The sequence below is a fragment of the Rhodococcus aetherivorans genome, from assembly GCF_011058165.1.
GTDB lineage: Bacteria > Actinomycetota > Actinomycetes > Mycobacteriales > Mycobacteriaceae > Rhodococcus > Rhodococcus aetherivorans.
In genome coordinates, this window is record NZ_JAALEG010000087.1 from 1 (window position 1) to 25,989 (window position 25,989).

The 25,989-nt window shown below is 71.1% G+C and carries 27 protein-coding genes and 1 tRNA gene; 20 read left to right on the forward strand and 8 right to left on the reverse strand.

The features are described from left to right. From G6039_RS31320 to G6039_RS24795, 3 genes are all read right to left on the reverse strand, one after another. Nucleotides 1-125 (reverse strand): thiolase family protein (locus tag G6039_RS31320; protein ID WP_478384691.1); only part of this gene is annotated, 125 nt, incomplete at its 3' end. 49 nt (nucleotides 126-174) lie between these two features. Further along, nucleotides 175-837, reverse strand: a complete 663-nt coding sequence (locus G6039_RS24790) for a CoA transferase subunit B (protein ID WP_006942868.1) — start codon at nucleotides 835-837, stop codon at nucleotides 175-177. Further along, a complete protein-coding gene (locus G6039_RS24795) occupies nucleotides 834-1,601 on the reverse strand; it encodes a CoA transferase subunit A (RefSeq protein WP_029541161.1) in 768 nt (255 codons plus the stop codon). Before G6039_RS24795 ends, G6039_RS24790 begins: the two co-directional genes overlap by 4 nt. Nucleotides 1,602-1,804: 203 nt before the next feature. On the opposite strand from G6039_RS24795, the gene G6039_RS24800 reads away from it, so the two are divergent. Next, the gene (locus tag G6039_RS24800; protein ID WP_043801479.1) at nucleotides 1,805-2,587 is read left to right on the forward strand and encodes an IclR family transcriptional regulator; all 783 of its coding nucleotides are present in this window, start codon (nucleotides 1,805-1,807) and stop codon (nucleotides 2,585-2,587) included. Nucleotides 2,588-2,648: 61 nt separating this feature from the next. Here G6039_RS24800 and G6039_RS24805 read toward each other — a convergent pair whose 3' ends face one another. Next, the gene (locus tag G6039_RS24805) at nucleotides 2,649-3,686 is read right to left on the reverse strand and encodes a phosphotransferase family protein (RefSeq protein ID WP_051446145.1); all 1,038 of its coding nucleotides are present in this window, start codon (nucleotides 3,684-3,686) and stop codon (nucleotides 2,649-2,651) included. Nucleotides 3,687-4,037: 351 nt separating this feature from the next. Between G6039_RS24805 and G6039_RS24810 the strand changes: the two genes are divergently transcribed. Genes G6039_RS24810 through G6039_RS24855 form a run of 10 tightly spaced genes read left to right on the forward strand, consistent with a single transcriptional unit; the run spans nucleotide 4,038 to nucleotide 13,093 of the window. Then, the gene (locus tag G6039_RS24810; RefSeq protein ID WP_006942875.1) at nucleotides 4,038-4,877 is read left to right on the forward strand and encodes an enoyl-CoA hydratase-related protein; all 840 of its coding nucleotides are present in this window, start codon (nucleotides 4,038-4,040) and stop codon (nucleotides 4,875-4,877) included. After that, nucleotides 4,864-5,898, forward strand: a complete 1,035-nt coding sequence (locus tag G6039_RS24815; RefSeq protein WP_043801613.1) for a phosphotransferase family protein — start codon at nucleotides 4,864-4,866, stop codon at nucleotides 5,896-5,898. The genes G6039_RS24810 and G6039_RS24815 overlap by 14 nt, the downstream gene beginning before the upstream one ends. 34 nt (nucleotides 5,899-5,932) lie before the next feature. Beyond that, nucleotides 5,933-7,126 carry an acyl-CoA dehydrogenase family protein gene (locus G6039_RS24820; protein ID WP_029541170.1) on the forward strand — a complete coding sequence of 398 codons (1,194 nt, stop codon included), beginning with the start codon at nucleotides 5,933-5,935 and terminating at the stop codon, nucleotides 7,124-7,126. Further along, a complete protein-coding gene (locus tag G6039_RS24825; RefSeq protein ID WP_006942879.1) occupies nucleotides 7,123-8,220 on the forward strand; it encodes an acyl-CoA dehydrogenase family protein in 1,098 nt (365 codons plus the stop codon). The genes G6039_RS24820 and G6039_RS24825 overlap by 4 nt, the downstream gene beginning before the upstream one ends. 49 nt (nucleotides 8,221-8,269) lie before the next feature. Then, complete coding sequence (locus tag G6039_RS24830; RefSeq protein WP_006942882.1) at nucleotides 8,270-9,928, forward strand: AMP-binding protein; 1,659 nt, start codon at nucleotides 8,270-8,272, stop codon at nucleotides 9,926-9,928. A gap of 17 nt (nucleotides 9,929-9,945) precedes the next feature. After that, entirely contained in the window at nucleotides 9,946-10,797 is an 852-nt protein-coding gene (locus G6039_RS24835; RefSeq protein ID WP_029541176.1) for an acyl-CoA thioesterase, read from the forward strand. Beyond that, nucleotides 10,794-11,453, forward strand: a complete 660-nt coding sequence (locus G6039_RS24840) for an HAD family hydrolase (protein WP_006942885.1) — start codon at nucleotides 10,794-10,796, stop codon at nucleotides 11,451-11,453. Before G6039_RS24835 ends, G6039_RS24840 begins: the two co-directional genes overlap by 4 nt. Nucleotides 11,454-11,481: 28 nt before the next feature. Beyond that, nucleotides 11,482-12,114, forward strand: a complete 633-nt coding sequence (locus G6039_RS24845; RefSeq protein WP_029541180.1) for a nucleotidyltransferase — start codon at nucleotides 11,482-11,484, stop codon at nucleotides 12,112-12,114. Continuing rightward, nucleotides 12,111-12,383, forward strand: a complete 273-nt coding sequence (locus G6039_RS24850) for a BON domain-containing protein (RefSeq protein WP_006942889.1) — start codon at nucleotides 12,111-12,113, stop codon at nucleotides 12,381-12,383. Before G6039_RS24845 ends, G6039_RS24850 begins: the two co-directional genes overlap by 4 nt. Continuing rightward, nucleotides 12,380-13,093, forward strand: coding sequence for a metallophosphoesterase family protein (locus G6039_RS24855; protein WP_029541184.1), 714 nt, complete (start codon nucleotides 12,380-12,382; stop codon nucleotides 13,091-13,093). The genes G6039_RS24850 and G6039_RS24855 overlap by 4 nt, the downstream gene beginning before the upstream one ends. A gap of 57 nt (nucleotides 13,094-13,150) precedes the next feature. Here the strand turns inward: G6039_RS24855 and G6039_RS24860 are convergent, their stop codons facing one another. After that, nucleotides 13,151-14,167 (reverse strand): NADP-dependent oxidoreductase, encoded by a 1,017-nt coding sequence (locus tag G6039_RS24860; RefSeq protein ID WP_006942896.1) that lies wholly within the window; start codon nucleotides 14,165-14,167, stop codon nucleotides 13,151-13,153. Between the two features lie 160 nt (nucleotides 14,168-14,327). Here G6039_RS24860 and G6039_RS24865 point away from each other — a divergent pair, with 160 nt between their 5' ends. The 3 genes from G6039_RS24865 to G6039_RS24875 all read left to right on the forward strand — a co-directional run bounded on the left by G6039_RS24865 (nucleotide 14,328) and on the right by G6039_RS24875 (nucleotide 17,832). Further along, the gene (locus G6039_RS24865; RefSeq protein WP_043801481.1) at nucleotides 14,328-16,052 is read left to right on the forward strand and encodes an AMP-binding protein; all 1,725 of its coding nucleotides are present in this window, start codon (nucleotides 14,328-14,330) and stop codon (nucleotides 16,050-16,052) included. 152 nt (nucleotides 16,053-16,204) lie between these two features. Then, nucleotides 16,205-17,596 (forward strand): lysine N(6)-hydroxylase/L-ornithine N(5)-oxygenase family protein, encoded by a 1,392-nt coding sequence (locus G6039_RS24870; protein WP_029541191.1) that lies wholly within the window; start codon nucleotides 16,205-16,207, stop codon nucleotides 17,594-17,596. Further along, the gene (locus G6039_RS24875; RefSeq protein ID WP_003936798.1) at nucleotides 17,593-17,832 is read left to right on the forward strand and encodes an MbtH family protein; all 240 of its coding nucleotides are present in this window, start codon (nucleotides 17,593-17,595) and stop codon (nucleotides 17,830-17,832) included. The genes G6039_RS24870 and G6039_RS24875 overlap by 4 nt, the downstream gene beginning before the upstream one ends. A 29-nt stretch (nucleotides 17,833-17,861) precedes the next feature. Here the strand turns inward: G6039_RS24875 and G6039_RS24880 are convergent, their stop codons facing one another. Further along, nucleotides 17,862-19,334 carry a threonine/serine exporter family protein gene (locus G6039_RS24880; RefSeq protein WP_006942907.1) on the reverse strand — a complete coding sequence of 491 codons (1,473 nt, stop codon included), beginning with the start codon at nucleotides 19,332-19,334 and terminating at the stop codon, nucleotides 17,862-17,864. A gap of 127 nt (nucleotides 19,335-19,461) precedes the next feature. Here G6039_RS24880 and G6039_RS24885 point away from each other — a divergent pair. From G6039_RS24885 to G6039_RS30820, 4 genes are all read left to right on the forward strand, one after another. Then, nucleotides 19,462-19,536 (forward strand) — tRNA-Thr (locus tag G6039_RS24885). A gap of 276 nt (nucleotides 19,537-19,812) precedes the next feature. Then, nucleotides 19,813-20,220, forward strand: a complete 408-nt coding sequence (locus G6039_RS24890) for a YciI family protein (RefSeq protein WP_006942909.1) — start codon at nucleotides 19,813-19,815, stop codon at nucleotides 20,218-20,220. Nucleotides 20,221-20,226: 6 nt separating this feature from the next. Continuing rightward, nucleotides 20,227-21,423, forward strand: coding sequence for an RNA polymerase sigma factor (locus tag G6039_RS24895; RefSeq protein WP_029541195.1), 1,197 nt, complete (start codon nucleotides 20,227-20,229; stop codon nucleotides 21,421-21,423). 540 nt (nucleotides 21,424-21,963) lie between these two features. Next, on the forward strand, nucleotides 21,964-22,398 hold the full coding sequence (locus tag G6039_RS30820) for a hypothetical protein (protein ID WP_231772002.1): 435 nt from the start codon (nucleotides 21,964-21,966) through the stop codon (nucleotides 22,396-22,398). A 167-nt stretch (nucleotides 22,399-22,565) separates the two neighbouring features. On the opposite strand, the gene G6039_RS24905 is transcribed toward G6039_RS30820, so the two are convergent. Continuing rightward, the gene (locus tag G6039_RS24905) at nucleotides 22,566-22,802 is read right to left on the reverse strand and encodes a hypothetical protein (RefSeq protein WP_231385865.1); all 237 of its coding nucleotides are present in this window, start codon (nucleotides 22,800-22,802) and stop codon (nucleotides 22,566-22,568) included. Nucleotides 22,803-22,873: 71 nt separating this feature from the next. After that, nucleotides 22,874-23,398, reverse strand: coding sequence for a winged helix-turn-helix transcriptional regulator (locus G6039_RS24910; protein WP_006942980.1), 525 nt, complete (start codon nucleotides 23,396-23,398; stop codon nucleotides 22,874-22,876). Between the two features lie 54 nt (nucleotides 23,399-23,452). Between G6039_RS24910 and G6039_RS24915 the strand changes: the two genes are divergently transcribed. Then, entirely contained in the window at nucleotides 23,453-24,847 is a 1,395-nt protein-coding gene (locus tag G6039_RS24915; RefSeq protein ID WP_029541203.1) for an MFS transporter, read from the forward strand. Continuing rightward, the gene (locus G6039_RS24920; protein ID WP_006942982.1) at nucleotides 24,844-25,587 is read left to right on the forward strand and encodes an acyl-CoA thioesterase; all 744 of its coding nucleotides are present in this window, start codon (nucleotides 24,844-24,846) and stop codon (nucleotides 25,585-25,587) included. Before G6039_RS24915 ends, G6039_RS24920 begins: the two co-directional genes overlap by 4 nt. The last annotated feature ends 402 nt before the right edge of the window (nucleotides 25,588-25,989 follow it).

Sequence of the window (25,989 nt, forward strand, 5' to 3'; positions counted from 1 at the left end):
CCGGCCTTGGCGAGGGCACCGGCGATGGCGACCCCGCCGAGGTCCGAACCGGAGAGGTCCTTCAGGGCGCCCTGCAGACGCCCCATCGGGGTCCGGGCTCCGGCAACGATGACAGAACTGGTCACGATGGGGTCTCCGATCTTGTTGTCGAGCAGTGGTATTCGACTAATTCTCTCAGACGAGCTCGTCGATGCGGATCTCGAGCGGCGCCGCGGTGGCCGCAACGACGTCGTCGACGGTCACGCCCGGCGCGAGCTCGCGCAGCGCGAGGGTCCCGTCGCCGACGACGTCGATCACCGCGAGGTCGGTGATGATCCGGTCGACGACACCCTGGCCGGTGAGGGGCAGGGAACACGTGTCGACGATCTTCGAATTGCCGTCGCGGTCGGTGTGTTCCATGACCACGATGACGCGGCTGGCGCCGTGCACCAGGTCCATGGCGCCGCCCATGCCCTTGACCATCTTGCCGGGAACCATCCAGTTGGCCAGGTCGCCGGTCCGGGAGACCTGCATGCCGCCGAGCACGGCGGTGTCGATGTGCCCGCCGCGGATCATGCCGAACGACAATGCCGAATCGAAGAATGCGGCACCGGGATTGACGGTGACCGTCTCCTTGCCCGCGTTGATCAGGTCCGGGTCGACGTTCTCCTCGGTCGGGTACGGGCCGGTGCCGAGGATGCCGTTCTCCGAGTGCAGCGTCACCTGCACGTCCGGCGGAAGATGACCGGGGATGAGCGTCGGCAGCCCGATGCCCAGGTTGACGTACTCGCCGTCGATCATCTCCGCGGCCGCGCGGGCCGCCATCTGGTCTCGGGTCCATCCCTTGGTGCCGGTCATCGTGCCGCCCCTTCCGTTGCCTGGACTGTCCGCTTCTCGATCCGCTTGTCCTGCGGACCGGTTTCGACGATGCGCTGCACGAAGATTCCCGGCAGGTGCACCTGCGCGGGATCGAGCTCGCCGGGCTCGACGAGTTCCTCGACCTGCGCGATCGTGACCTTCCCGGCCATCGCGGCCAGCGGGTTGAAGTTCATCGCCGTCTTGTCGAAGATCAGGTTGCCGGCGGTGTCGCCCTTGACGGCGTGCACCAGCGCGAAGTCGGCGGTGATGCCCTCCTCCATCACGTACCGCTTGTCGCCGAAGGCCCGGGTCTCCTTCGGCGGGGAGGCCACGGCCACCGAGCCGTCGACGTGGTACCGCCACGGCAGTCCGCCGTCCGCGACGGGGGTGCCGACACCCGCCGGGGTGAAGAACGCGGGGATGCCGGCGCCACCGGCGCGCAGCCGCTCGGCGAGGGTGCCCTGCGGGGTGAGCTCGACCTCGAGCTCACCGGCGAGATACTGGCGGGCGAACTCCTTGTTCTCCCCGACGTAGGAGGCGGTGACCCGGCGGATCTGGCGCGCGTTCAGCAGCAGGCCCAGGCCGTGGTCGTCGACGCCGCAGTTGTTGGAGAACACCTCGAGATCGCCGACGCCGGACTCGACCAGCGCGCGGATCAAGGCGTCGGGGATGCCGCACAACCCGAACCCGCCGACGGCGATCGTCGCGCCGTCGGACACGTCCGCGACGGCGGCCGCGGGCGTGTCGAACACTTTCGTTCCCATCACAGACCCCTTCTCGAGACTTCGGTCCCTCCGGACCCCGGTGCAGGATGCGTTCATTCAATGGACGATGACGCATCGGTCGAGTACCACTACATGCTCTGTGTTTGCCGATTTCAAGGCCTTGCGAGCGGCGCATTCGAGATTGCTCGCCCATCGGAACGTCGATTTCGACGGCGTTCACTGAGTGGACGTATTCTCGTGTCATGGAGGAGGCACAGAGACCCCACGTGATCGGCCGCGTCAGCGCGCTGCTGCGCGCGATCGCCGGGCACGAGCCCACCGGCTCGTCGACCTCGGATCTGGCCCGGGCGACGAACCTCGCGCGCCCGACGGCGCACCGCCTGCTGACTTCGCTCACCGACGAGGGCCTCGTCGACCGCGACCCGAAGACCGGTCGATGGTCGCTGGGGCCCGAGCTGTACCTGCTCGGCTCGCTGGCGGCCGGCCGTTACGACATCACCGACCTCGCCCGCGACATCCTGCGCGACCTCGCACGGGAGACCGGCGAGAGCGCCTTCCTGTCCGCCCGGCGCGGGGACGAGACCGTGTGCCTCGCCAGCGAGGAGGGCAGCTTCCCGCTGCGTTCCCACGTCCTCCACGTCGGGATCCGGCTGCCCCTCGGTGTCGCGTCCGCGGGGCTCGTCATCCTGTCCCACCTGTCCGACCGCGACATCGACGAGTACCTGTCCCGTACCGACCTGACCGCCGGGTGGGGGCCGGACCACAGCCGGCAGGCCGTCGAGGAACGGATCGCCGCGACGCGCCTGGCCGGCTACTCCACCAATCCCGCCCTGCTCGTGGAGGGAAGCTGGGGGATGGGGGCCGCCGTCTTCGACCACCGGGACGCGCCGGCCTGGGCGCTGAGCATCACCGGGGTGGAGAGCCGTTTCCGCGCCGACCGTCGTCCCGAACTCGGGGAACTGCTGCTCCGGCAGGCGCATCGTCTCACCCAGTTGCTGCGCCACCGCCCCCGGCGATCCGGGTGAGGGACGATCGTCCGGACGCGCACCCGGATCGGGCCGCCGCACCGCCCGCACTCGCGTCGCGTCAGCCCGGCCCTCGCCCCGTGAGCACCGCGCGGGCCATCTCGGCCAGCTGCGCCGGACGCTGTGCGAGGGCGTCGATGTCGACCTCCTGATCGCCCATCGCGCCGGCGCGGAACCTCGCCGCCACACCCTCCGCGATGGCTGCGAGCTTCCACAGCGCGAAGCCCTGGTGATAGCGCAGGTCGTCGAGGTCACGGCCGGTCGTGTCGGCGTACCGGGAGGCGACCGTGTCGACGTCGAGGAAACCGTCGGCGGGATCGGGCGCCCAGCCGATCACGTCGGCCGACGCCCAGGTGGCGGTGAGCCACCCGAGGTCGGCCATCACGTCGCCGATGGTCCACAGCTCCCAGTCCAGAACCGCGCGCACCTGCCCGTCGGTCCCGATCAGCAGGTTGCCCGGCCGGAAGTCGCCGTGCACCAACCCGGTCCACCGTTCGGCGGGCAGCTTCCGGGTCAGGAGCTCGTGGACGTCCCACACGGGCCCGGGACCGACACCGCCGGCGGTGAGCTGACGGCTCCAGCGCCGCAATTGGCGCTCGAGGTAGCTGCCCGGTTTGCCCAGTTGCGCCAGCGGTCCGGTCGTGGTGTCCACCGCGTGGATCACCGCGAGGGTGTCCACGATGCTGCGGGAGGCGGTCGGTCGGTTCGGCCGGGGGATCGCGGCGACCGTCTCGGCATCGTCGAGGACGATGCCCTCGACGTGCTTCATGACGTAGAAGTCCGCCCCCGTCACCGACCGGTCGGTGCAGCAGCCCGTCACCGGCGGCACCGGCACCGGGCCGCCGGCGAGCAGGTCGAGGATGCGCCACTCCCGCACGACGTCGTGGGCGGAGGAGAGCAGTTCCCCGGTCGGCGGCCGGCGCAGGACCCAACGCGTCCCCGCCTCGTCACGGACCCGGTAGGTGAGGTTGGACCGGCCTCCGGTGATCAGTTCGAAGTGCAACGGGGGTGTGACGTCCGGGAGGTGCTCGACGAACCACGCGGTGACGCGCGCTGCGTCGAGGCCGATCGGCTCGCTCGCGGCATCCACCTGAGCCATCGCGCCCTCTCTGCTCGTTCGGATCCGGTGCGGATCCCTCATGCTTACTCGCCTCGCGCACCGATCGGTACGTGCCGTGCCGGACCACCGGGGAAATTCGGGGCGCGGTCCACGCGCCCCAGACGCCGTCGGGCCCTGACCGGGTCCTCCGCCCGCCGGCGACCCGGGACTCGGGGATCGGGCAAGCCCCGTCGAGCCCGCGCCGACCGTGGCCCGGGCCGCCTGCCCCGGTCACATCCGGATGGCCCGAGCGATTGACATCACACCGCCTCGGGCGCAAACTATGCGAGCGCTCAGCAACTTGAATCTGACGTCAAGTTACGTGACTCCCTGCTGTGAAGGAGCACCCGGATGACCGACGCACCCGCCGCGGCGACCCGCGGCGTGGCCACCACCGACGACCTGGTCCTGACCGAGCGGCGCGGCCCCGTCGCCCTGCTCACCCTCAACCGGCCGGCCAAGCTCAACGCCTGGAGCAACGCGCTCGAGGACCGCTACTTCGACCTGCTCGCCGAGGCCGACGACGACCCGCAGGTGCGGGCCGTCGTCGTCACCGGTGCCGGCCGCGGATTCTGCTCCGGCGCCGACCTCGACGACCTGCGCCACGTCGCCGACGCGTCGGACGACGACCTGATGCGGCCACGCCCGCGCGACTTCCCGCTGCGGGTCCGCACACCGCTCGTCGCCGCGATCCGTGGACCCGTCGCGGGACTCGGCCTGGTCGAGGCTCTCTACTGCGACGTCCGCTTCGGCGACCCGACCGCCCGGTTCACCACCGCGTTCGCGCGCCGCGGGCTCATCGCCGAGTACGGCATCAGCTGGCTGCTGCCCCGCCTCGTGGGCCACAGCCGCGCCACGGACCTGCTCCTGTCGAGCCGTATGGTCGACGCGGACGAGGCCCACCGGATCGGCCTGCTCGACCATCTCGTCACCACCGGCGACGTCGTCGACGCCGCCGTCGCCTACGCGACCGACCTCGCCGCGCACTGCTCGCCGCGGTCGATGGCGACGATCAAGCAGCAGCTGCGCGACGACGCCGACCGGTCCTACCCGGACGCGCTCGCCGCCGCGGACCGCCTGATGCGCGAGGCCTTCCGCGGTCCCGACGTCGCCGAGGGCGTCGCCAGTCACCTCGAGCGGCGCGCCCCCGCGTTCGCCGCCCTGCCCGGGAGTGCCCATGCCCCTGCGTGAAACCGTCGGCATCGACCCGGACGCGATCCTGCGCTGGTTCCGCGACCTCGGCATCGAGCACACCGCGCCGCTGACCTTCGACCGCATCGGGCTCGGACAGTCGAACCTGACCTACCTGGTGCAGGACGGCGACGGCCGCCGGTGGGTGCTGCGGCGACCGCCGCTCGGGCACCTACTGGCGTCCGCGCACGACGTCGCGCGCGAGGCCCGCATCCTCTCCGCGCTCGAGGGCACCGACGTGCCGACGCCGAAGGTGTTCGGGCTCACCGACGATCCGGCATTCAGTGACGTGCCGCTGGTGCTCATGGAGTTCGTCGACGGACAGGTGGTGGACCGGATGTCCGTCGCCGAATCCCTGACGCCGGAGCGCCGCCGCCGGATCGGGCTGTCGCTCGCGCGGACGCTCGGCCGGATCCATGCCGTGGACCTCGAACGTACGGGGCTCGACGCCCTCGCCCGCCCCAAGCCGTATGCGGAGCGGCAGCTGCACCGCTGGGCCGGCCAGTGGGAGAAGTCGAAGACCCGCGAGCTGCCCGAACTCGACGACCTGACCCGCCGGCTCCTGGCCGCCGTGCCGCCACAGCACGAAATCACCTTGGTGCACGGTGATTTCCACCTGCGCAACGTCATCACCTCGTGCGAGAGCGGTGACGTCGTCGCCGCGCTGGACTGGGAACTGTCCACCGTCGGCGACCCCCTCGCCGACGTCGGGTCGTTGTTCGCGTACTGGCCCGAGCCGGGGGAGGACACCGGCGGCGACTTCCCCGCCTCCACCCTCGAGGGCTTCCCGAGCCGCGCCGAACTCGCCGCCGTCTACCTGGACGAGACGGGCCGCGACCCGGCGGCGCTGAAGTTCTGGCACGCGCTGGGGCTGTGGAAGGTGGCGGTGATCGCGGAGGGTGTGATGCGCCGCGCCCTCGACGAACCGCAGAACAAGGCCGCGGCCGGCACTCCCACGGTCGCGCGCATCGACGCTCTCGTCCACAAGGCCCGCGAGATCGCCGACGAAGCCGGCATCTGACGCCCCCACCACCCTCGACACGCAGGAGACGACGATGTCCCCCGACGAGCAGACGACCTCGCGCGACCTCTCCGGGCGCGTGAAACATCTTCTGGACCAGTATGATCCGAGCACGACCGGGCCGGAGGACTTCCTCGGCGCTCGGTTCGACGCGGGTCTCGCCTGGGTGCACTTCCCGCCGGGCCACGGCGGACTCGGCCTGCCGCAGAGTCACCAGGCGCAGGTCGAGGCCGAACTGGCCGCCGCCGGAGCACCCCGGCCCGCCGCGGGCCGCAACGGCATCGGCCTGGGCATGGCCGCGCCCACCATCGCGGCGTTCGGCACCGAGGAGCAGAAACGCCGGTTCCTGCGTCCCCTCTACACCGGACGGCACATCTACTGCCAGCTGTTCAGCGAGCCCGGCGCCGGCTCCGACCTGGCCGCCGTCGCGACCCGCGCGGTCCGCGACGGCGACGACTGGATCGTCAACGGCCAGAAGGTGTGGACGTCGGGCGCGCAGAACGCGCAGATGGCGATCCTGGTGGCCCGCACCGACCCGAGCGTGCCCAAGCACGCCGGCTTGACGTACTTCCTGCTGGACATGAGCGATCCGGGCGTCGACGTGCGACCCCTGCGGCAGATCACCGGCGAGGCCGAGTTCAACGAGGTGTTCCTCACCGACGTGCGGGTACCCGACGCCAACCGGCTCGGCGACGAGGGGCAGGGCTGGCGCGTCGCCACGACCACCCTCAACAACGAACGCGTCGCGATCGGCTCCGGCGCGCCCCGCGAGGGCGGCATGATCGGCAAGGTCGCCGCGACGTGGCGCGAGCGTCCCGAGCTGCGCGACCCGGCGCGGCACGACCAGCTGATGCGGCTGTGGGTGGAGGCGGAGGTGACCCGGCTGACCGGAGAACGCCTGCGCCAGCAGCTCGCCGCGGGCCAGCCCGGTCCGGAGGGCTCCGGCATGAAGCTCGCGTTCGCCCGCCTCGCCCAGACCGTGTCGGGATTCGAGGTGGAGTTGCACGGCGAGGACGGCCTCCGATACGACGACTGGACCCTGCGCCGGCCTGAGGCGGTGGACTTCACCGGCCGTGAACCCGGATACCGGTACCTGCGCGCCAAGGGCAACTCGATCGAGGGCGGCACGTCGGAGATCCTGCGCAACGTCGTCGCCGAGCGGGTGCTCGGGCTGCCGCCGGAACACCGTGTGGACAAGGATATTCCGTGGAAGGACCTGGCGCGATGACCGACCTGCTGTACTCCGACACCGAGGACGCCCTGCGGGACAGCGTCCGTCGCGTGCTCACCGATCGCTGCCCACCGTCCGTCGTGGTGACCGCGTACGACGCCGCGCCCGCCGACTTCTCGGGCGTGTGGAAGACGGTCGCCGCCGAACTCGGGCTGGCGGGGCTGCTGGTGCCCGAGTCGCTCGGCGGCGCCGGCGCGAGCACCCGCGAGGCCGCGGTCGTCATGGAGGAGATCGGCCGGGCCGCCGCGCCGGTGCCGTACCTGTCGAGCGCGGTGCTCGCCACCGTCGCCCTGCTGCGCGCCGGCGACACCGGGACCGTGCCGGCCCTCGCGGAGGGCGCCGCGACCGGCGCCCTCGTCGTGCCGTTGTCGACGGCGCCGGACGCCGCGATCACCGGGGTGCATCGCACGGCCGACGGCCTGACCGGACGGGTCACCAGCGTCGCCGGGGCACACGAGGCCGATGTGCTCGTCGTCCCCGTCGCGGGGCCGGACGGCCTCGAACTGCACACCGTCCGGTCGGACGCCGCCGGCGTCACGGTGACCCCGGTGCTGTCGCTGGACATGACCCGGCCGATCGCCGACGTCGAGTTCGCCGGGGCCGCCTCCACCCGCGTCGACGGCGGCGACGCGGCCGCCGCGGTGACCGAGGCGCTGCAGTGCGGGGCGGTGCTGCTCGCCTCCGAGCAGCTCGGGGTGGCCCAGTGGTGCCTCGAGACCACCGTCGCCTACGTCAAGGAGCGCCGCCAGTTCGGCCGCGCCGTCGGTTCGTACCAGGCGATCAAGCACCGGCTCGCCGATCTGTGGCTCGAGGTGGGCGCGGCGCTGTCGGCCGCCCGGTACGCGGCCGACGCGTACGCACGCGGCGACGACGACACCGCGATCGCGGCGGCGGTCGCCCAGTCCTACTGCAGCGACGTCGCCGTCCACGCTGCCGAGGAGTGCATCCAGTTGCACGGCGGCCTCGGCATGACCTGGGAGTACCCGGCGCATCTCTACCTCAAGCGGGCCAAGGCCGATCAGCTCGCGCTCGGCGTCCCGTCCCGGCACCGCGCCCGGCTGGCGGACCTCGTCGGCCTGCCGGTCTCGTGACCGAAACGATTGCGCTGCAACAACACACGAAAGGACAGGTGCCGCCACGATGAGCTGGTACGACGACAGGCCCTGGATGGCCCAGTACGATCCCCGCGTGGCCGAGGTCGGACCCGTCCCGCGGCGGACCACGCTCGAGGTGTTCGCCGACGCCGTCGCCGCCGCGCCGGACGGGCCGGCGATCACGTATCTCGGTGCGACGCTGACCTATCGGGAAGTCGACGAGCTGACCGACGGCGTGGCGGCCTACCTGCTCGAACACGGCTTCCGCAGGGGCGACCGGTTGGCCGTGTACCTGCAGAACGTGCCGCAGTTCGTCCTCGCGCTGTTCGGCGCGTGGAAGGCCGGCGGCGCGGTGGTGCCGCTGAACCCGATGTACAAGGACGAACTCGACCACATCCTCACCGACGCCGGCGTCGTCGCCGTCGTGTGCGGCGAACAGGCGTGGGCGGACCGGGTGGCGGAGCGGGCCGTCGGGGCGGGCGTGACGATCGCGCTGACCGCGAGCGAACTTGACCTGCAGACCCGGAACGACGAGCGGCTCTTCGCGGGCGTCGAGCGCCGCCGTACGCCGGGCGTCCCCGATCTGCTCGAGGTCGCCCGCGAGTGGGCGGGCCGCCCCGTCCCCGATCCGGGCCTGGTCCCCGACGACATCGCGCTCGTCTCCTACACGTCCGGGACGAGCGGACTGCCCAAGGGCGCCACCAACACCCACGCGAACCTCACCGTCAACTGCGTACTGCTGCGCCTGTACGACGAGATTCCGGCGGGTTCGCCGATCTTCGCTCTCGCGCCGCTGTTCCACATCACCGGGATGGTCGTCCAGTTGCTCACCGCGGTGGATCTGGCCGGTCCGCTGGTGCTGGCCTACCGCTTCGACGCCGGGGTGGTGCTCGACGTCCTGAAGCGGGAGCGGCCCGCGTTCATGGTCGGCCCGTCGACCGCGTACATGGCGCTGCTGGCGCATCCGTCGTTCTCGTCGGACGCGTTCGAGTCGCTCCTGACCCTCAACTCCGGTGGCGCGCCGCTGCCACCGGCCATCGTCGAGCGCTTCCGCGAGCGGACCGGCCTCTACATCCGCAACGGTTACGGCCTGACGGAGACCAGCGCGCCCTGTGTCGTCGTGCCCTCCGGCCGCGAGGCGCCGGTGGATCCGGACTCGGGCACGCTGTCGATCGGCCTGCCGCTGCCCACCGCGATGGTGCGCATCGTCGACGAGGACGGCAAGGACCTCGGACCGGGCGAGGTCGGGGAGATCGCCGTCGAGGGTCCCATGGTCGTCCCCGCCTACTGGAACCTGCCCGAGGCCACCGCCGAATCCATCCCGGGCGGGCGGCTGCTGACCGGTGACGTCGGCTTCATGGACGCACAGGGCTGGGTGTACGTGGTCGACCGCAAGAAGGACATGATCAATGCCTCCGGGTTCAAGGTCTGGCCCCGCGAGGTGGAGGACGTGCTCTACCGGCATCCGGCGGTCCGCGAGGCCGCGGTCGTCGGCGTGCCCGACTCCTACCGCGGCGAGTCGGTCGCTGCGTTCGTGAGCCTGCGCCCGGACCAGGACGTCGACCCGGACGAGCTGGTGGCGTGGTGCCGCGACCGGCTGGCCACCTACAAGGCCCCGCGGTCGGTCGAGATCCTGGACGAGCTGCCCAAGACCACCAGCGGGAAGATCCTGCGCCGCGAGATGCGCAGGGTCGCGTCGTCCTGACCCGAGGAGGGAAACACGTGCCGAGCATCGACGAGGTTCTGGGCCTGCGCGAAATCGCCCCGGCGACGTTCCGCGCCGACCCGGTGCCGACCGAGATGGAGCGGACCTTCGGCGGCCAGGTCGCCGGGCAGGCGCTTTCCGCGGCGGCACGGACCGTGCCGCCCGAGTTCGGCGTGCACTCGGTGCACGGGCACTTCCTGCGCCCCGGCCGGCCGCTCGACCCCACCGACTATCGGGTGGACGCCGTGCGGGACGGCGGCAGCTTCCGCACCCGGTACGTCACCGCGGTCCAGGACGGCGAGACGGTGTTCACACTGACCGCCTCGTTCCACCGCGGCGACGACGGGTACACCCATCAGGCGGCCATGCCGGCGACGGCCGGACCGGAAGAGATCGCGGAGAACGGCCGCCCGTGGGCCGCGTGGTACGACTTCCCGGAATGGGACGACTGGGAGCGCCGCTGGCTCCCTGCGGACGAGGCCACGCCCGACGTGCCGTCGCGCCGGCGGTTGTGGATACGGCACCGCACCCCCCTGCCGGACGACCCGGTCCTGCACGCCTGCGCCCTGACGTACTGCAGCGACATGGCGCTGCTCGACATCGCCGTCCTACCGCATCCCGACAGGCCGATCCAGGGAGCGTCCCTCGATCACGCCGTGTGGTTCCTGCGGCCGTTCCGGGTGGACGAATGGCTGCTGTTCGATCAGGTGTCGCCGTCGTCCGAATCGGGGCGCGCCCTGATCCAGGGACAGATCTTCGACACGGCCGGACGACTGGTCGCCGCCGTCGCGCAGGAGGGCATGGTGCGGTTCCACACCGAGCGCGCCGCGGCGGTCGGCGCCGGACGCGCGGAAGGCCGGGCGGAATGAACCTCGCTGCACCCATCTCCGAACGCACCGCCGTCCTGGTCGACTTCGGCGGGGTGATCACCACGAGCGTGTTCGCCGCGTTCGAGGAGTTCGGCGCGACACTCGGCGATCCGGGACTGCCGCTGCGGCTGCTCGGCGGCGACCCGATCTCGCGCGGGCTGCTCGCCGAGCACGAGTCGGGGCGCATCGACGCGGAGGAGTTCGAGCAGGGCTTCGCCGAGCGGTTGCGCGCCCACGGGGCGGCCGTGACCGCGGAGGGACTCGCCGCCCGGATGCAGGCCGGGATGCGGCGCGACGACCGGACGGTGGCCCTCGTCGACGACCTCCGGGCGGCCGGCGTGCCGGTCGCATTGGTGTCGAACGCCTTCGGCCGGGACTGCTATGCCGGCTTCGACCTGGCCGCGCTCGCGGACGAGGTGGTGATCTCCGCCGAGATCGGCATCCGCAAGCCGTCGCGCCGCATCTACGCCCTCGCGTGCGAGCGGCTGGGGGTGGCGCCCGAGCAGGCCGTGATGGTCGACGACCTGCAGCAGAACCTCGACGGGGCGGCGCGGATCGGCATCGCCGGCGTGCTGCACACCGACGCCGACACCACGCGCCTCGAGCTCGCCGAGCGGTTCGGCTTCGTGACGGGACGAGTGCCCGGTCAGGTGTGAGCCGTCGGCGCGCGGGTACCCGCCACCCATGACCAACGCACAGCCCCACAGCCCCGACGCCGCGACGGTCGACGTCGCGGGTTCGCCGGACGAGTCGGTCAAGGAGACCCAGCTGCTGCAGGTGCTGACCAAGGCGGCGAACACCCTCAACGAAGCCGGGGTGCCGTTCGCGGTCGGCGGTGGATGCGCGGTGTACGCGCGCGGCGGGCCCGCGTCCGACCACGACGTGGACCTGTTCGTCCGCCCCCGGGACGTGGACGCCGCGCGGGAGGCGCTCGTCGCCGCCGGCATGCGTCCGGTCGATCCGCCCGAGAACTGGCTGAGCAAGGTCTACGAGGGGGAGCATCTCGTGGACCTGATCTTCCGCCCCAACGACCGGGACGTCGACGATTCGATGCTCGCCCGCGCCCAGTGGATGCGCATCGGCCCGACCGCGGCGCCGGTGATCAGCGGCACCGACCTGATGAGCGACAAGCTCAACGTGCTCGACGCGCACCGCTGCGACTTCGCGCCGCTGCTGCGCATCGCCCGCGCCCTGCGCGAGCAGGTGGACTGGGCCCAGGTGGCCACCGCCACGGCGGCGTCGCCGTACGCCCGCGCCTTCCTCGGCCTGCTCGCCGACCTGGGCATCATCGAACCCGGCTCGGAGGTCCGGCGATGAGTCACGAACACCCGGAGCAGGATCACCCGCAGTATGTGGTGGCGCACCTGCACCGCGCCCTGGCCGAGGATCCCCGCACCGCCGAACAGGGCGTGCGCGTCACGATCCGCGGCACCGACGTGTACCTGACCGGCGAGGTCGCCAGCGCCGCACGCCGCGACGCGCTGACCGTGGTGGTGCAGGAACAGCTACCGGACGTCACCGTCCACAACGACGTGCACGTGGTCGACTCGCGCGACCCCGGAACCTCGGTGGAGGAACTGCGATGAGGATTGCCGCCGTCGGCGACGTACACCTGGCCGAGGACGCCCGCGGCCATCTGCGGCCCGCCCTCGAACACCTGCACGAGCATGCCGACGTGCTGCTGCTCGCCGGTGATCTCACCCGGCACGGCACCGTCGACGAGGCGCGCGTCGTCGCCGACGAGTTCGGCGACCTGCCGGTGCCCGTCGTCGGGGTGCTCGGCAATCACGACTACCACAGCGACGCCGCGGACGAGATCACCGAACTGCTCCGCGACCGGGGCATAGTCATGCTCGAGGGTGAGTCGGTCGTCCTCGAGGTGGGCGGGGCGCGGCTCGGTGTGGCGGGGACCAAGGGATTCGGCGGGGGTTTCGCGGGCAAGTGCGCGAGCGCGTTCGGTGAGCCGGAGATGAAGCAGTTCGCCGGGCACACCGTGGAACTGGCCGACAGGTTCCGCAGCGCCGTCGCCGAGCTCGACGGTGCCGACGTCCGCGTCGGGCTGCTGCACTACTCGCCGATCAGCGACACCCTGCGCGGCGAACCCGCCGAGATCTACCCGTTCCTCGGGTCGTATCTGCTCGGCGAACCGGTCGACGAGTTCCACCTGGACCTGGCCGTGCACGGGCACGCGCACGCCGGGTGCGAGCGCGGCACCACCCCGGGCGGCGTGCGGGTCCGCAACGTCGCGCAGCCGGTCATCCGCACCGCCTACGCGGTCTACCGGTTCGAGAACTGATCGCTGGGGCCGGTCGCGGGGTGGCGGGCCCGACACTCGACCACCCCGCGCGAGCCCTCAGGCGTCGTCGGTCATCTTCAGCACGAGCTTGCCGGTGTTCGCACCGTCGAACAGCATGTTGAGCGTGCGCCCGAAGGCCTCGGCGCCGCCGCTCTCGACCTGCTCGCGGGTGACCAGTTCGCCGCGGCGGATCCACTCCGACACCGCGGCCATGCCCTCGGGGAAGCGGTCGAGGTAGTCGAAGACGATGAACCCGGCCATGGAGGCCCGGTTCACCAGCAGGGACAGGTAGCGTGACGGCCCCGGCTGCGGGTCGGTCGCGTTGTAGCCGGAGATGGCACCGCACAACACGACTCGCGCATTCTTGCGCAGCACGGCGAGCGCCGAGTCGAGCGTCTCACCGCCGACGTTGTCGAAGTAGATGTCGATCCCGTCCGGCGCGGCGGCGTGCAGCGCCCGGCCCACGGAACCGGCCTTGTAGTCGATGGCGGCGTCGAAGCCCAGTTCGTCGGTGAGCCACGCGCACTTGTCGGGCCCGCCGGCGATGCCGATGACGCGACACCCGCTCAGTTTGGCGATCTGCCCGGCGATGCTGCCGACGGCCCCGGCGGCGCCCGAGACGAGCACGGTGTCGCCCGGCTTCATCCGCCCGACGTCGACGAGGCCGAAATATGCTGTCATGCCAGGGAATCCGAGGGCGCCCAGCCACACCGGCGGGGCCGCAAGGGATTCGTCGACCGGGACGACGCCGCTACCGTCGGAGACGGCGTAGTCGCACACCCCGAAGTGTCCCGAGACGAGTTGCCCCTCCTTGTAGTCGTCGTGCCGGGATTCGTGTACCCGGCCGACGGCATGGGCGCGCATGATCTCGCCGATCGCGACCGGCGGGATGTACGAACGGACGTCGTTCAGCCACCCCCGCATGGCGGGGTCGAGGGAGACATACTCGACGCGGACGGTGAACTCGCCGTCGGCGGGCCGCGGAACGGGTGCGGTGGTGATGTCCCAGGTGGACTCGTCGGGGCGGCCGACCGGTCGTCGCGCCAATCGGACCTGCTTGTTCACGGACGCCATGCGTATTCCTTTCGGCAGCGGAACGTCTACTGCGGTGCGGTGATTCGGACTCCTCGCGAGAATTCCGGGCAGTTGAATCCGACACCGGATTCAACTATACATGGCGGGTGACCGGGATCACCCCGGCCGTCGCGGATGCCCCGAGAAACGGAAGGTCGACATGACACGCCAGCTCGACACGGTCCCCACCGATTCCGATGCGCTCGAGGCCGCGCTCGCCGAGATCCGGCGGGTGCAGGAGGTCCACTGGCCGCCGGAGGTGCCGCGCACGGTGGAGTACCCGATCGAGGGTCGCGGGCTCGTGGACTACCTGCGGCACTGGGCGAGCATGCGTCCCCACGCCCCCGCGATCGAGTTCTACGGTCGCACCGTCGGCTATGCCGAGTACGACGACCTCTCCGACCGGTTCGCCGGCTGGCTGCTCGCCCGCGGCGCCCGGGCCGGCGACCGCGTCGGTGTCCACCTCGGCAACTGCCCGCAGTTCCACGTCGCGATGCTCGGGATCCTCAAGATCGGCGCCGTCCACGTGCCCGTGAACCCGATGCTGCGCGAGCACGAACTCGCCCACGAGCTCGCCGACGCCGGCGTCACGATCCTGCTCACGCAGCCCGAACTGCTCCCGCTCGTGGAAGCGGTCCGGCCGCGCACCCCTGTGCGGCACGTCGCCGTCACCGCCCTCGGCGACATGCTCGCCGGTGTGGCGCCGGGGGAGGTGCCACCGCCCTTCCCGGTCGCCGATCCCGCCGTCGGCGACTGGGCGGGCATCGTCGACAGCCCCCGCGCTCCTGCCGTCGCGACCGATCCGGACGCGCTCGCCGCGCTGAACTACACCGGTGGCACCACCGGCATGCCGAAGGGCTGTGAGCACACCCAGTGGCACATGGTCTACACCGCCGCCGCGGCCACCGTCGGCGGCGGCCGCCGGGTGGGGGAGACGACGGTGGTGCTCAACTACCTGCCCATGTTCTGGATCGCCGGCGAGGTTTTCGGCATCCTCAATCCCCTCGTCAACGGCGGCACCGTCGTGCTGATGACCCGGTGGGACGCGGACGCCGCGCTGGCCCTCGTCGAGCGGCACGGAGTCACCAGCACGGTCGGCACCGTCGACAACTACGTGGAGCTGTTGGAGGCGCCCGGCTTCGACGGCAGCCGCGCCGCCAGCCTCGACAACGCCATGGCGGTGTCGTTCGTGCTGAAGCTGGATCCGGCGATCCGCCGGCGGTGGCGCGACGCGACCGGCCACACCCTGCGGGAGGCGAGCTACGGCATGACCGAGACGAACACCGCCGACACCTTCACCCTCGGCTTCCAGGACGGCGACGTCGACCTCGAGAGCGAGCCCGTGTTCTGCGGCCTGCCGGTGCCGGGCACCGACATCCTGATCGTCGACGAGACGGGCGCTCCGGTGCCGATCGGCGCGACCGGGCAGATCATCGTGCGCAGCCCCTCGGTGACGACCGGGTACTACCGCAATGCCGAGGCCACCGCGGACTCGTTCCAGGGCGCCTGGTTGTGCACCGGTGACGTCGGTCGGTTCGACGAGCGGGGCGCGCTGCACTACCTCGCCCGCAACAAGGAGATGATCAAGACCAACGGCATGAGCGTCTTCCCCGCCGAGGTCGAGGCGCTGCTGCGCATGCATCCGGACGTCGCGACGGTCGCGGTGGTCCCCAAGTCCGATCCGGACAGGGGACAGGTCGCGTTCGCGTTCGTCCAGCCGGTCCCCGGCACGGCCGTCACGGCCGAGGGGCTCGTGGCGTGGGCGCGGGAGAACATGGCCGGCTACAAGGTGCCGATCGTCGAATTCGTGGCTGCGCTGCCCATGACCGCCACCGGCAAGATCCGCAAGGGCGACCTGTTCGCGCGGGCGGAGGAGCGCAACTAGGGCGGGCCGGAGCCGGGCCGGGAGGGTGCAGCGCAGCCTCCCCAGCCGACCTCAATGATTGGTAGGCTAACCAAACCAAGGATAGCCTGAGCTATCTTCTTGTGCGATCGATCCATCCGCGGCTGCGGCCCCAGAGCACGGAAGAGCGACCAATGACCGACCGATCCTGCAACGACAGCGGTGACTCGCCGTCGCCGGACGGCGAACCACCGGAACTCCTCGACCTCGTCGGGATCGGATTCGGGCCCGCCAATCTCGCTTTGGCGATCGCCGTCGAAGAACACAATGCCGACGCCCCGCACGATCCCGTACGGGCACGGTTCTTCGAGCGGCAACCCGCCTTCGCGTGGCATCCCGGCATGCTCCTCGAGGGCGCCACCATGCAGATCGCCTTCCCGAAGGACCTGGTCACCTTCCGCAACCCCACGAGTCCCTACACCTTCTTCGCCTACCTGCACGACCGGGGCCGGCTCGTAGACTTCGTCAACCACCAGACGTTCTTCCCGACGCGGCACGAATTCCAGGACTACCTGCAGTGGGCGGCCGGCCGCGTCGACGCCGACGTGCGCTACGGCACCGAAGTCACCGCGGTCGAGGCCGTGCACGACGAGGCAGGCATCGCCGACCGCCTCGCCGTCCACACCGCCGACGGCACCGTCGTGCACGCCCGGAACGTCGTCGTCGGCGTGGGGTTGCGGCCCCGCATCCCCGCGTGGGCCACCGAGACCGCGCGCTGCTTCCACAACCACCGGTTCCTGTTCCATCTGGCCGAGATGCCCGCGCCCGTGCACCAGCGGTTCGTCGTCGTCGGCGCCGGCCAGAGCGCCGCCGAGGTGGTGCAGTACCTGCACAGCCACTATCCGCAGGCCGAAGTGCACAACGTCTTCGCCCGCTTCGGCTACAGCCCCGCCGACGACAGTCCGTACGCCAACCGCATCTTCGACCCGGCCACCGTCGACGAACTGCACGCCGCACCCGAGACCGAGCGGGCACGACTGCTCGCCCTGCACCGCGGCACCAACTACTCCGTCGTCGACCCCGACCTGATCACCGCGCTGTACGCGGCCGAGTACCGCGAACGCGTCAGCGGACGGCGGCGGCTGTTCATGCGGCGCGCCTCCGAGATCGCCGCGGTCACCGAGTCGACCACCGGAATCGAGGTGGACGTGCGCAGCACGATCGACGGACTCACCGACACCCTGATGTGCGACGCCGTCGTCCTCGCCACCGGGTTCGAGCCCGCCCCGCTGCCGCCCCTGCTCGGCGCCCTCGCTTCCGCGTCGTCGCCGCTGCGCACGGTCGACCGGGACTACCGGCTGCCCACCGCCGGCGACGTCCGTGCCGGGATCTATCTGCAGGGCGGCACCGAGAAGACCCACGGGTTGACGGCGTCGCTGCTGTCGAACGTGGCGATCCGGTCCGGGGAGATCCTCGGATCCGTCCTCGAGCGGCGCGGAGGAAAACTACCAGCGGGTCATGACCGGACCCCCGGGCTTGCTAGGGTACGAAAGCAGCACACCTATGCGACAAGTGAGGCGAGATGAGCACGAATCCTTTTGACGACGAAGACGGCCGCTTCTACGTCCTCATGAACGACGAGGAGCAGTACTCGCTGTGGCCGACTTTCTCCGAGGTGCCGCAGGGGTGGCGCGTGGTGTTCGGGGAGGAGTCGCGTGCAGCATGCGTCGAGTACGTGGAGAAGAACTGGACCGACATGCGGCCGAAGAGCCTGCGTGACGCCATGGAGGCAGACGAGAAGGCCCGCAACGCGGGCGCCTGACCTGCCGCGGTAACCGCGTCGACCGAGAGTCACGCCGTGGGTGCACCACCCGCGGAGTGACTCTCGTGGCGTTTCGAGCCCCGGTACGGACGCACCCGCCGGACGCGGCGCAACTGCGGCCGGCGAAGCGACCCCGCCCGCAGCACGCTCCGCGGATGCCGGACCGTGCGGGCCAGCCACTCGCCGAGCGTCACCCCTGCCGCCAGCGCGCACCCGATGCCGAACGCCGAGAACAGCGCGGTCAGCCCGAGCAGCAGTTCGCTGCCGATCACCGCGTACAGGCCCCGATACAACGACAGGCCCGGCAGCAACGGGGTGATACCGGCGACCGCCACCACCAGCGGCGGGGTCAGCGCCCGTCGCGCCATCAAGCCACCGGCGAAGCCGACCACCGTCGCGGCGGTCGCCGACGAGATGATCGGACCCACCGCGAACTCCATCGACATCAAGAACACGAGGCTGCCCACCGCACCGCCGAGCGCGGCGGCCGTCAGCGCCCGTCGCTCGGCGTAGCACGCCAGCGCGTAGAACAACGCCGACGCCGCACCGGCGAGCACCTTCACCGGCAGCGCGGTCGCCGTCGGCAGCGCATCGTTGCTGATCACCGGCAGCTCCGCGCCGAGCGCCTCCATCACCTTCAGCGCCGTCGCCACGCCGGCGATGATTCCGCCGGTCATCATCACCAGCTCGAAGAACCGCGCCGACGCAGTGATCGGTGCCCCGGTGATCGCGTCCTGCACCGAACCGACCAGCGACAGTCCCGACAGCAGCACCGTCACGCCGGCCGCGATGATCAGGCCCGGCGGCACGTCGACACCCAACGGTTCGCGCAGGTTGAACAACAGGATCGCGGGCGTCGCGGCGATGATGCCGCCGACCACGTGCTGGAAGAAGAACGGCAGGCCCATGCCGTTGAGGACGCGGTTCGTCCGGTCGATGACCGCCGTGGATGCGAACGCCATCACCGCCACGAGCGCGCCGCCGCCGAGCAGCACCGAGATCGACGCGGCCATCGCCGCCCACGCGAACGTCGCCACCCAGCGGTGATACGGGTGCGGCGCCGTCGTGATCGCCAGCAGATCCTCGCGGGCCTGCGCCGGCGAGATCGCCTCCCGTCGGATGCGCCGGGTCAGCCGGTCCACCGCGGCGAGCCGCGTGAAATCCATCGACCGGTACTGCACGACGCGCATCGTGCTCGCCGGCGGCATCGTCGGCCCCCGGTACGCCGAGAGCACGATCGAGTTGTAGGTGACGTCCACGTCGCACTGGGCCAGGCCGTACGTCGCGGCGACGAAACGGACCTGCTCGGAGGTGTCGATCGCACCCGTGCCCGCGGCCAGCAGCACCTCGCCGACGCGGACGGCGACGTCGAGCGCCTCGGCGACCGTCGCGTCGTCGGTCAGGTCGATCGGCTGCAGCGGCGCCGGCGCCTCGGTGATGGTGTCGAGGGTGGCGCGACGGTCGAGGACGAGCTTCCCGAAGGCGGTTGCCAGCGTCCCCACCGTTACGTGCTCCCGTCCGTCCGGTGTTCGGCGATGCGCGCGGTAACAGCAGCCATGGATCCACCGTAACGAACCCGGGCGGTCGCATGTGGAGCGGGCGCTACCGATATGATGGGGCCGCTCGACTGCCTCCTTAGCTCAGTGGTAGAGCACTCGCCTTGTAAGCGAGCGGTCGTCAGTTCAATCCTGACAGGGGGCTCCACCAGCGGAAACGCTGCACGGCAGGTCAGGGGCCGGTTCCGGGAACGGGAGCCGGCCCTGTTCTGGTTCTTGCCCACATTCTCTCGCTCGACGCCGTCGTGGCCGGCCTGCAAGCCCGCGGGCGCGAAGCTCGTCGCGGCTCCCGTGGCGCCGCAGAGTGCGCGGTGTCAGGAGGATCGCCGGGAAATGTCGCGGTGGGATGTCGAGATCCCGAGCACGGCTCCGTCCCTGAGGTGAACACGGCCACAATGGGCTGTACCGCATCAAGGAGAACACGATGGCCAAGTACCTGCTGCTCAAGCACTACCGTGGCGCGCCCGCACCGGTCAACGACGTGCCGATGGACCAGTGGACGCCGGAGGAGATCTCCGCCCACATGCAGTACATGAACGACTTCGCCGCTCGGCTCGAGGGCACCGGAGAGTTCGTCGACGCGCAGGCGCTGTCCCCGGAGGGGACGTTCGTCCGGTACGACGGCGAGGGGCGGCCGCCGGTCACCGACGGCCCGTTCGCCGAGACCAAGGATCTGATCGCCGGCTGGATGGTGATCGACGTCGACAGCTACGAGCGGGCGCTGGAGCTGGCCGGCGAGCTGTCTGCGGCTCCGGGGGCGGGTGGGAAGCCGATTCACGAGTGGCTCGAGGTGCGCCCGTTCCTGTCCGCGCCTCCGACCGTCACGGAGTGAGGCACGGTGGATGAGACCCTGCTGCGGACCCTCACCCCCACGGTGATCGGGATCCTCGTCCGCCGCGGAGCCGACTTCGCGGCGGCCGAGGACGCCGTGCAGGACGCCCTGGTCGAAGCGGTGCGCGTGTGGCCGGACGATCCGCCGCGGGACCCGAAGGGCTGGTTGGTCGCCGTGGCCTGGCGCAGGTTCCTCGACGCCACCCGCGCCGAGTCCTCCCGGCGGCGGCGCGAGGTGCTCGTCGAGGTCGAGCCCGGGCCCGGCCCGGCCGAGGCAGTGGACGACACGCTTGCGCTGTACTTTCTGTGCGCGCACCCGTCCCTGACGCCGGCCTCGGCGGTCGCGCTGACACTGCGCGCGGTCGGCGGTCTGACCACGCGACAGATTGCGCAGGCCTACCTCGTGCCCGAGGCAACCATGGCCCAGCGCATCAGCCGGGCCAAGCGGACCGTCTCGGGTGTCCGGTTCGACCGGCCCGGTGACGTCGCCACGGTGCTGCGCGTGCTCTACCTCGTCTTCAACGAGGGCTACTCCGGCGACGTCGACCTCGCCGTCGAGGCGATCCGGCTCACTCGCCAGCTGGCGGCTATGATCGAGCATGAGGAGGTGGCGGGCCTGCTCGCGCTCATGCTGCTCCACCACGCACGGCGCCCGGCGCGGACCCGTACCGACGGCAGCCTCGTGCCGCTGGCCGAGCAGGATCGCAGCCTGTGGGACACCCGTCTGATCGCCGAGGGCGTCGACGTGCTCCAGGCAGCGCTCGCCCGCGACCGACTGGGGGAGTTCCAGGCCCAGGCCGCCCTCGCCGCGCTCCACGCCGATGCCCGCACGGCCGAGGAGACCGACTGGGTGCAGATCGTCGAGTGGTACGACGAGTTGCTGCGGTTCACCGACAACCCGGTGGCCCGCCTCAACCGCGCCGTCGCGGTCGGCGAGGCCGACGGCCCGCGGGCCGGTCTGGCCGCCCTGGCGGGGCTCGACCCCGCCCTGCCCCGCCATGCCGCCGCCGCGGCGTACCTCCACGAGCGTGCCGGTGACCTGGTGACCGCAGCACGGCTCTACACCGAAGCGGCCCGATCGGCGCCCAACCTCCCCGAACGCGACCACCTCACGCGTCAGGCTGCACGGCTGGGCGCAGAGCTCCGCCGTCGAGGCGGCCGTTCGAATCCCGGAAACAGGACCGCCAGGGTCCCCCACTACTGACACCGTGTATGCCTCTGATCGGTGCATATGGGCGCTGGAGACATCGGCCCGCCGCGGCCCGGAGGGACGTGGTCGTGACGAGCATCACTGTCATATGTGCTTTCGGGCCCTAAAATTCCCGGCGTGCTTCCCGAACCGAACGATCGTATTCTCACGTCCGTCCGAAAAGGCGCCGTGCGGCTCGGCATCGTGTGTGGGTCGCTCGCACTCGCAACCGGACTGGCACCTCTGGCTGACGCGGATCCGGGTACCGCGGACCCACATGCCCGCCCTGCCGGGCCCGAATTCGCTCCGATTCCGAGGATCGCGGCCTCGCCGCTCATAGACACCGCCGACGAGAGGGGCGGGGACAACTACCGCGCACCGGCTCCGGCGACCCCCTTGGTGCTGCGTGCGGCCGACGACTTCGATCGCCCGGACGGCCCGCTCGGCCCGAACTGGATCACCTGGGGTGGAGGCACACTGAAGATCGTGAACGGTCATCTCGACGGCCGGGGGACTCCGTCGACTCCGTTGAGTCTTGCGTTCTGGAGTGAGCCGATGCCGAGCGAGACGCAGGTGATGCGGTGTGTGGTCCGCTGGAACGGACGCGAGCCGGAGCACTCGTCGATCGGTCCGGTGGTGCGCGCCAATCCCGGTGTCGACACCGGTGTGCAGTTCGCGTTCACCGACAGCATCATGGCGTTGTACCACGAAGATCCTGCCAACCCGAACGGGTTCACCCCCGTGGCGGGGACTCCGCAGTACGCGTCCACGTCGAGGTTTCCCGAAGGCGCAGTGATCGAGCTGCGGGCCGAGGGAGACCTGTACACAGCCCGGGTCAACGGCAAGATCGTGCTGCAGGGGACCGTGGGGGCCGACAAGATCCCGTTCACGAATCGGTACGTCGGCACGGTGATCCAGGATGACAGCCGGGAGCGCGGCGGTGGCCAGCCCCCCGCTCAGCTCGACGATTGTCGGGCGTTGACCCCGTGACATCGCGACCCGGCAGAGCAGGGCTCTGCCGGTTCGTGGCTCGGGGCTGACGGCACCGACAGGACCTTGCGGGGCACGTCACCGTTGTGGCGCCGAGGCACCCGCGCGCTTCCCGGTCGGCCGTGAGGGCAATTCGCTGCGGCCGGCCGCCGACCGCGCGGATCAGCTCAGGTCTCGCTGTCCGGGCGGATCGGTGACGCGCGCAGCTCGCTCTCGTCGCCCTCGGAGACCTCGAACACCTGCAGGGGCGTGTTCGGGGGAGGGGTGCCCTCGTTCCGTCCGGGCGTTGCCGCCGCGGAGGGGGCCGTCGACGACTCGATCCGCCGGCGGAGCTCGGCGAGCAGCAAGTCGGTAGGCACCCGGGTGAGATCGGGCCCGGCACCGTCTTCCGGGATCTTTGTCACCGTGACCACCCCCGGCACGCTCGTGGAAACGCATCGACCGATGCGATTGTCTCAGAGCGCGTGACGGCGAGTCATCGGTTTGCGGGGTCGGTGCGACGCATCGCGCGCCGGGCCTGCTCCTCGGTGAAGTTCGGTGTCAGGCGCAATTCCTCCAGGGGGACTTCACGTTCGGTGCTGCGGACCTCGACGCGCACGGGGTCGCCGGTGGCGTCGTCGGACAGGCCGAGGGGGCCGCCGCGCTCGCCCTGGAGGTACTTGTCGCCCCACTGCATCAGCGCGAGCACCGCAGGCAACAGGTCGCGGCCCTTCTCGGTGAGGATGTACTCGTACCGTGTCCGCTGCCCGGGCTTCTTGTAGGGCCGGCGCTCGAACAGGCCCTCGGCGGTCAGTTCGCGCAGGCGTGCGGCCGCGACGGCCTCGGTGATGCCGACGCGGCGCGCGAAGTCGTCGAACCGGGTGGTGCCGTAGTAGGCCTCGCGCAGGATCAGCATCGCCGAGCGGGTCCCCACCACGTCCATCGCCTTGGCGATCGAGCACTGGGAGGCCTGCCAGGCGTCGCGATCGGCGAGGAAGCCGTCCAACCGTGCCGCATGCATGCCCCATCCTATCTGACTTGCCAAGGCCATAGTCAGCTTCTAACCTCTCTGGCTATGGAAAGCCAAAGTCAGGTCTCGGTCCGGATCGGCCCGCTCCTCGCCGTCCTCTCGGGAGCGCCCTTCGTCGCGAGCCTCGATCTGTTCGTCCTCAACGTCGCACTGGGCGACATCGGGACCAGCTACCCCGGCAGCTCGCTGGGAGAGCTCAGCTGGGTGCTCAGTGGCTACGCGATCGTGTACGCGGCGCTGCTGGTCCCGCTCGGTCGCTGGGCCGACCGCATCGGCCGCCGGCGCGGCTTCCTCGCCGGCCTCGGGCTGTTCACCGTCGCGAGCGCGGCATGTGCGCTGAGTCCGTCGCTGTGGGTGCTCGTGATCTGCCGGCTGTTCCAGGCCGTCGGAGCCGCGGCGCTGACGCCGGCCAGCCTGGGGCTGCTCGTGAGCGCGGTGCCGGAGGCGCGACGTGCCGGTGCCGTGAGGATCTGGGCGGCCACGGGTGCTGCTGCGGCGGCGTTCGGCCCGGTGGTCGGCGGGCTTCTGGTCGAGGTCTCGTGGCGCTGGGCGTTCCTGATCAACGTCCCGATCGGGATCCTGCTCCTCGCCGTCGCGCGGCGCGTCGTGCCGGACATCCGCCCGGTCGATTCCGGCACCCGCCTCGACCTGGCCGGCGCCGCTCTGCTGACGCTGGGCATCGGTGCACTCGCGCTCGGACTCGTCCAGGGGCCGGAGTGGGGCTGGGCCGACGTCCGCATCCTCGCCGCGTTCGTCGTCGCCGCCGGGGCCCTGCTGCTGTTCGCGCACGTCAACGCCCGGCACCCCGCGCCGCTGATCGAGCCGAGTCTGCTTGCGGTGCGCTCCTTCTCCTGGTCGAACGTGACCGCCCTGATCTTCAGCGCGACGTTCGCGGCCGGTCTCCTGGCCAATGTGCTTTGGGTGCAACAGGTCTGGGGATACTCCGCGCTGCGGACGGGTCTGGCCGTGGCTCCCGGGCCGCTGATGGTGCCGCTCTTCGCCGCCGTCGGGCAGGTGCTCGCGCGACGTTTCACCCCCGGCGCGATCGCCGCAGCGGGATGCGTGCTGTGGGGCGCAGGCGCCGGCCTGGTCCTCGCGACGGTGGGGCCGGAGCCGGAGTATGCGACCGCGCTGCTGCCCGGCTGGCTGATCGGCGGCGTCGGCGTGGGGCTGGCCTTGCCGACCATCCTCTCGGCCGCCACGGCGCAACTGCCCCCGGCACGCACCGCCACCGGCAGCGCGATCGTCACCATGAGCCGGCAGCTCGGCACCGTGCTCGGGATCAGCGTGCTCGTCGCGATCCTCGGGGCCGGTGACGATGCGGTGTCCGCCTTCCGATTCTCCTGGTGGACGATCGCGGCGGTTGCCGTCGTCGCCGCCCTCGCCGCCGGAGGTATGACCCCCCGCCCGTCCACACCGGAAGTGAAGGTCCTGGCATGACCCATCTCGCCCCCGCCCCCTTCCCGATCGAATTCGATTCCAGCTGGCTGGGATTCGGTGGCGTGCACGGCGGACTCGTCGTCGCGGCCCTGATCCGCGCGGCCGCCGTGGAAACCGGCGCAACGCCGCTCGCCGTCTCGGCGCACTTCACCGGCCCTGTGCAGCCCGGCCCCGTCGACGTCGCGGTCGACGACGTCCGCGGCGGCCGGACCGTGAGCGCCCGGGCATCGATGCCGGACTCGGTCACCGCCCTCGTCCGGCTCGCCCGGACGGTGGGTGAAACGACCTGGCCGCGTACGGGAAGCGATTTCGGCGGCACGGATCCCGTGACGCTGCCGCCCCTGGAGATCCCGGTCGACTTCGTGCCGTTCTCGCAGTACCTCGACATCCGGCCGATCAATGCGGCCCGGCCCTTCGGCCGGGGCGACGACCCGGAATTCGAGGTGTGGATACGGCTGATGTCCGCGGTCGGGTTCGCTCCGGTCGAGCGCGCCGCGATCCTCCTCGATGCGCTGCCGCCGGGGTTGTTCGCGACGATGTCCGCACCCGTCCCGGTTCCGACGGTGGAGTTCGCGGCGCATTTCGCCCCGTCGCGTGCAGCCGCCGACGGTTGGTATCACCTGCGGCACCGAACGGTGTGGGCCACCGAGATGCTGTGCGTCGACGAGGCGGAGCTGACCGACGGCGACGGCCACCTCGTCGGTCAGGCCCGGCAGCTGCGCCGCATCCTCGGAGGCTGACGGAGGCGTCGGTGATGCACATCACGGAGTGGGACGTCGAACCGCGGGTAACACCTAGAACGTACCGCTCGATGATCTTGATGGCGTCCCCTGTGGTGCACCCTGCTGCTGCGGGAGCGTCGTTCGTCCCCGCTCATGCGAGGACGGAAGGATCGTCACTCGACACAACGGAGGTAAACATGGTTCTCGGTTCCCTCGCTGCAACGCTGTTCACGCTGCTCGCCGGTCTCGGCATCCTGCTCTGACCCACGCTCGACCCACGCCGCAAGCGCTCCGCCTCGAAGCGGGAGCGCTTGCGGCGCGCGGTCCCGGCTCGTGCCGGGCCTGTCTCGACGGCCGACGGTCAGCGGCCGTTGCCGCCTCCATTGTTGCCGCCCCCATTGTTGCCGCCCCCATTGTTGC

Excerpts from the sequence above, each read along its gene's own strand:
- G6039_RS24790 (WP_006942868.1), bottom strand. The coding sequence starts at position 837 with ATGACCGGCACCAAGGGATGGACCCGAGACCAGATGGCGGCCCGCGCG.
- G6039_RS24795 (WP_029541161.1), bottom strand. The coding sequence starts at position 1,601 with ATGGGAACGAAAGTGTTCGACACGCCCGCGGCCGCCGTCGCGGACGTG.
- G6039_RS24800 (WP_043801479.1), top strand. The coding sequence starts at position 1,805 with ATGGAGGAGGCACAGAGACCCCACGTGATCGGCCGCGTCAGCGCGCTG.
- G6039_RS24805 (WP_051446145.1), bottom strand. The coding sequence starts at position 3,686 with ATGGCTCAGGTGGATGCCGCGAGCGAGCCGATCGGCCTCGACGCAGCG.
- G6039_RS24810 (WP_006942875.1), top strand. The coding sequence starts at position 4,038 with ATGACCGACGCACCCGCCGCGGCGACCCGCGGCGTGGCCACCACCGAC.
- G6039_RS24815 (WP_043801613.1), top strand. The coding sequence starts at position 4,864 with ATGCCCCTGCGTGAAACCGTCGGCATCGACCCGGACGCGATCCTGCGC.
- G6039_RS24820 (WP_029541170.1), top strand. The coding sequence starts at position 5,933 with ATGTCCCCCGACGAGCAGACGACCTCGCGCGACCTCTCCGGGCGCGTG.
- G6039_RS24825 (WP_006942879.1), top strand. The coding sequence starts at position 7,123 with ATGACCGACCTGCTGTACTCCGACACCGAGGACGCCCTGCGGGACAGC.
- G6039_RS24830 (WP_006942882.1), top strand. The coding sequence starts at position 8,270 with ATGAGCTGGTACGACGACAGGCCCTGGATGGCCCAGTACGATCCCCGC.
- G6039_RS24840 (WP_006942885.1), top strand. The coding sequence starts at position 10,794 with ATGAACCTCGCTGCACCCATCTCCGAACGCACCGCCGTCCTGGTCGAC.
- G6039_RS24845 (WP_029541180.1), top strand. The coding sequence starts at position 11,482 with ATGACCAACGCACAGCCCCACAGCCCCGACGCCGCGACGGTCGACGTC.
- G6039_RS24850 (WP_006942889.1), top strand. The coding sequence starts at position 12,111 with ATGAGTCACGAACACCCGGAGCAGGATCACCCGCAGTATGTGGTGGCG.
- G6039_RS24855 (WP_029541184.1), top strand. The coding sequence starts at position 12,380 with ATGAGGATTGCCGCCGTCGGCGACGTACACCTGGCCGAGGACGCCCGC.
- G6039_RS24860 (WP_006942896.1), bottom strand. The coding sequence starts at position 14,167 with ATGGCGTCCGTGAACAAGCAGGTCCGATTGGCGCGACGACCGGTCGGC.
- G6039_RS24865 (WP_043801481.1), top strand. The coding sequence starts at position 14,328 with ATGACACGCCAGCTCGACACGGTCCCCACCGATTCCGATGCGCTCGAG.
- G6039_RS24870 (WP_029541191.1), top strand. The coding sequence starts at position 16,205 with ATGACCGACCGATCCTGCAACGACAGCGGTGACTCGCCGTCGCCGGAC.
- G6039_RS24875 (WP_003936798.1), top strand. The coding sequence starts at position 17,593 with ATGAGCACGAATCCTTTTGACGACGAAGACGGCCGCTTCTACGTCCTC.
- G6039_RS24890 (WP_006942909.1), top strand. The coding sequence starts at position 19,813 with ATGGCCAAGTACCTGCTGCTCAAGCACTACCGTGGCGCGCCCGCACCG.
- G6039_RS30820 (WP_231772002.1), top strand. The coding sequence starts at position 21,964 with ATGCCGAGCGAGACGCAGGTGATGCGGTGTGTGGTCCGCTGGAACGGA.
- G6039_RS24910 (WP_006942980.1), bottom strand. The coding sequence starts at position 23,398 with ATGCATGCGGCACGGTTGGACGGCTTCCTCGCCGATCGCGACGCCTGG.
- G6039_RS24915 (WP_029541203.1), top strand. The coding sequence starts at position 23,453 with ATGGAAAGCCAAAGTCAGGTCTCGGTCCGGATCGGCCCGCTCCTCGCC.
- G6039_RS24920 (WP_006942982.1), top strand. The coding sequence starts at position 24,844 with ATGACCCATCTCGCCCCCGCCCCCTTCCCGATCGAATTCGATTCCAGC.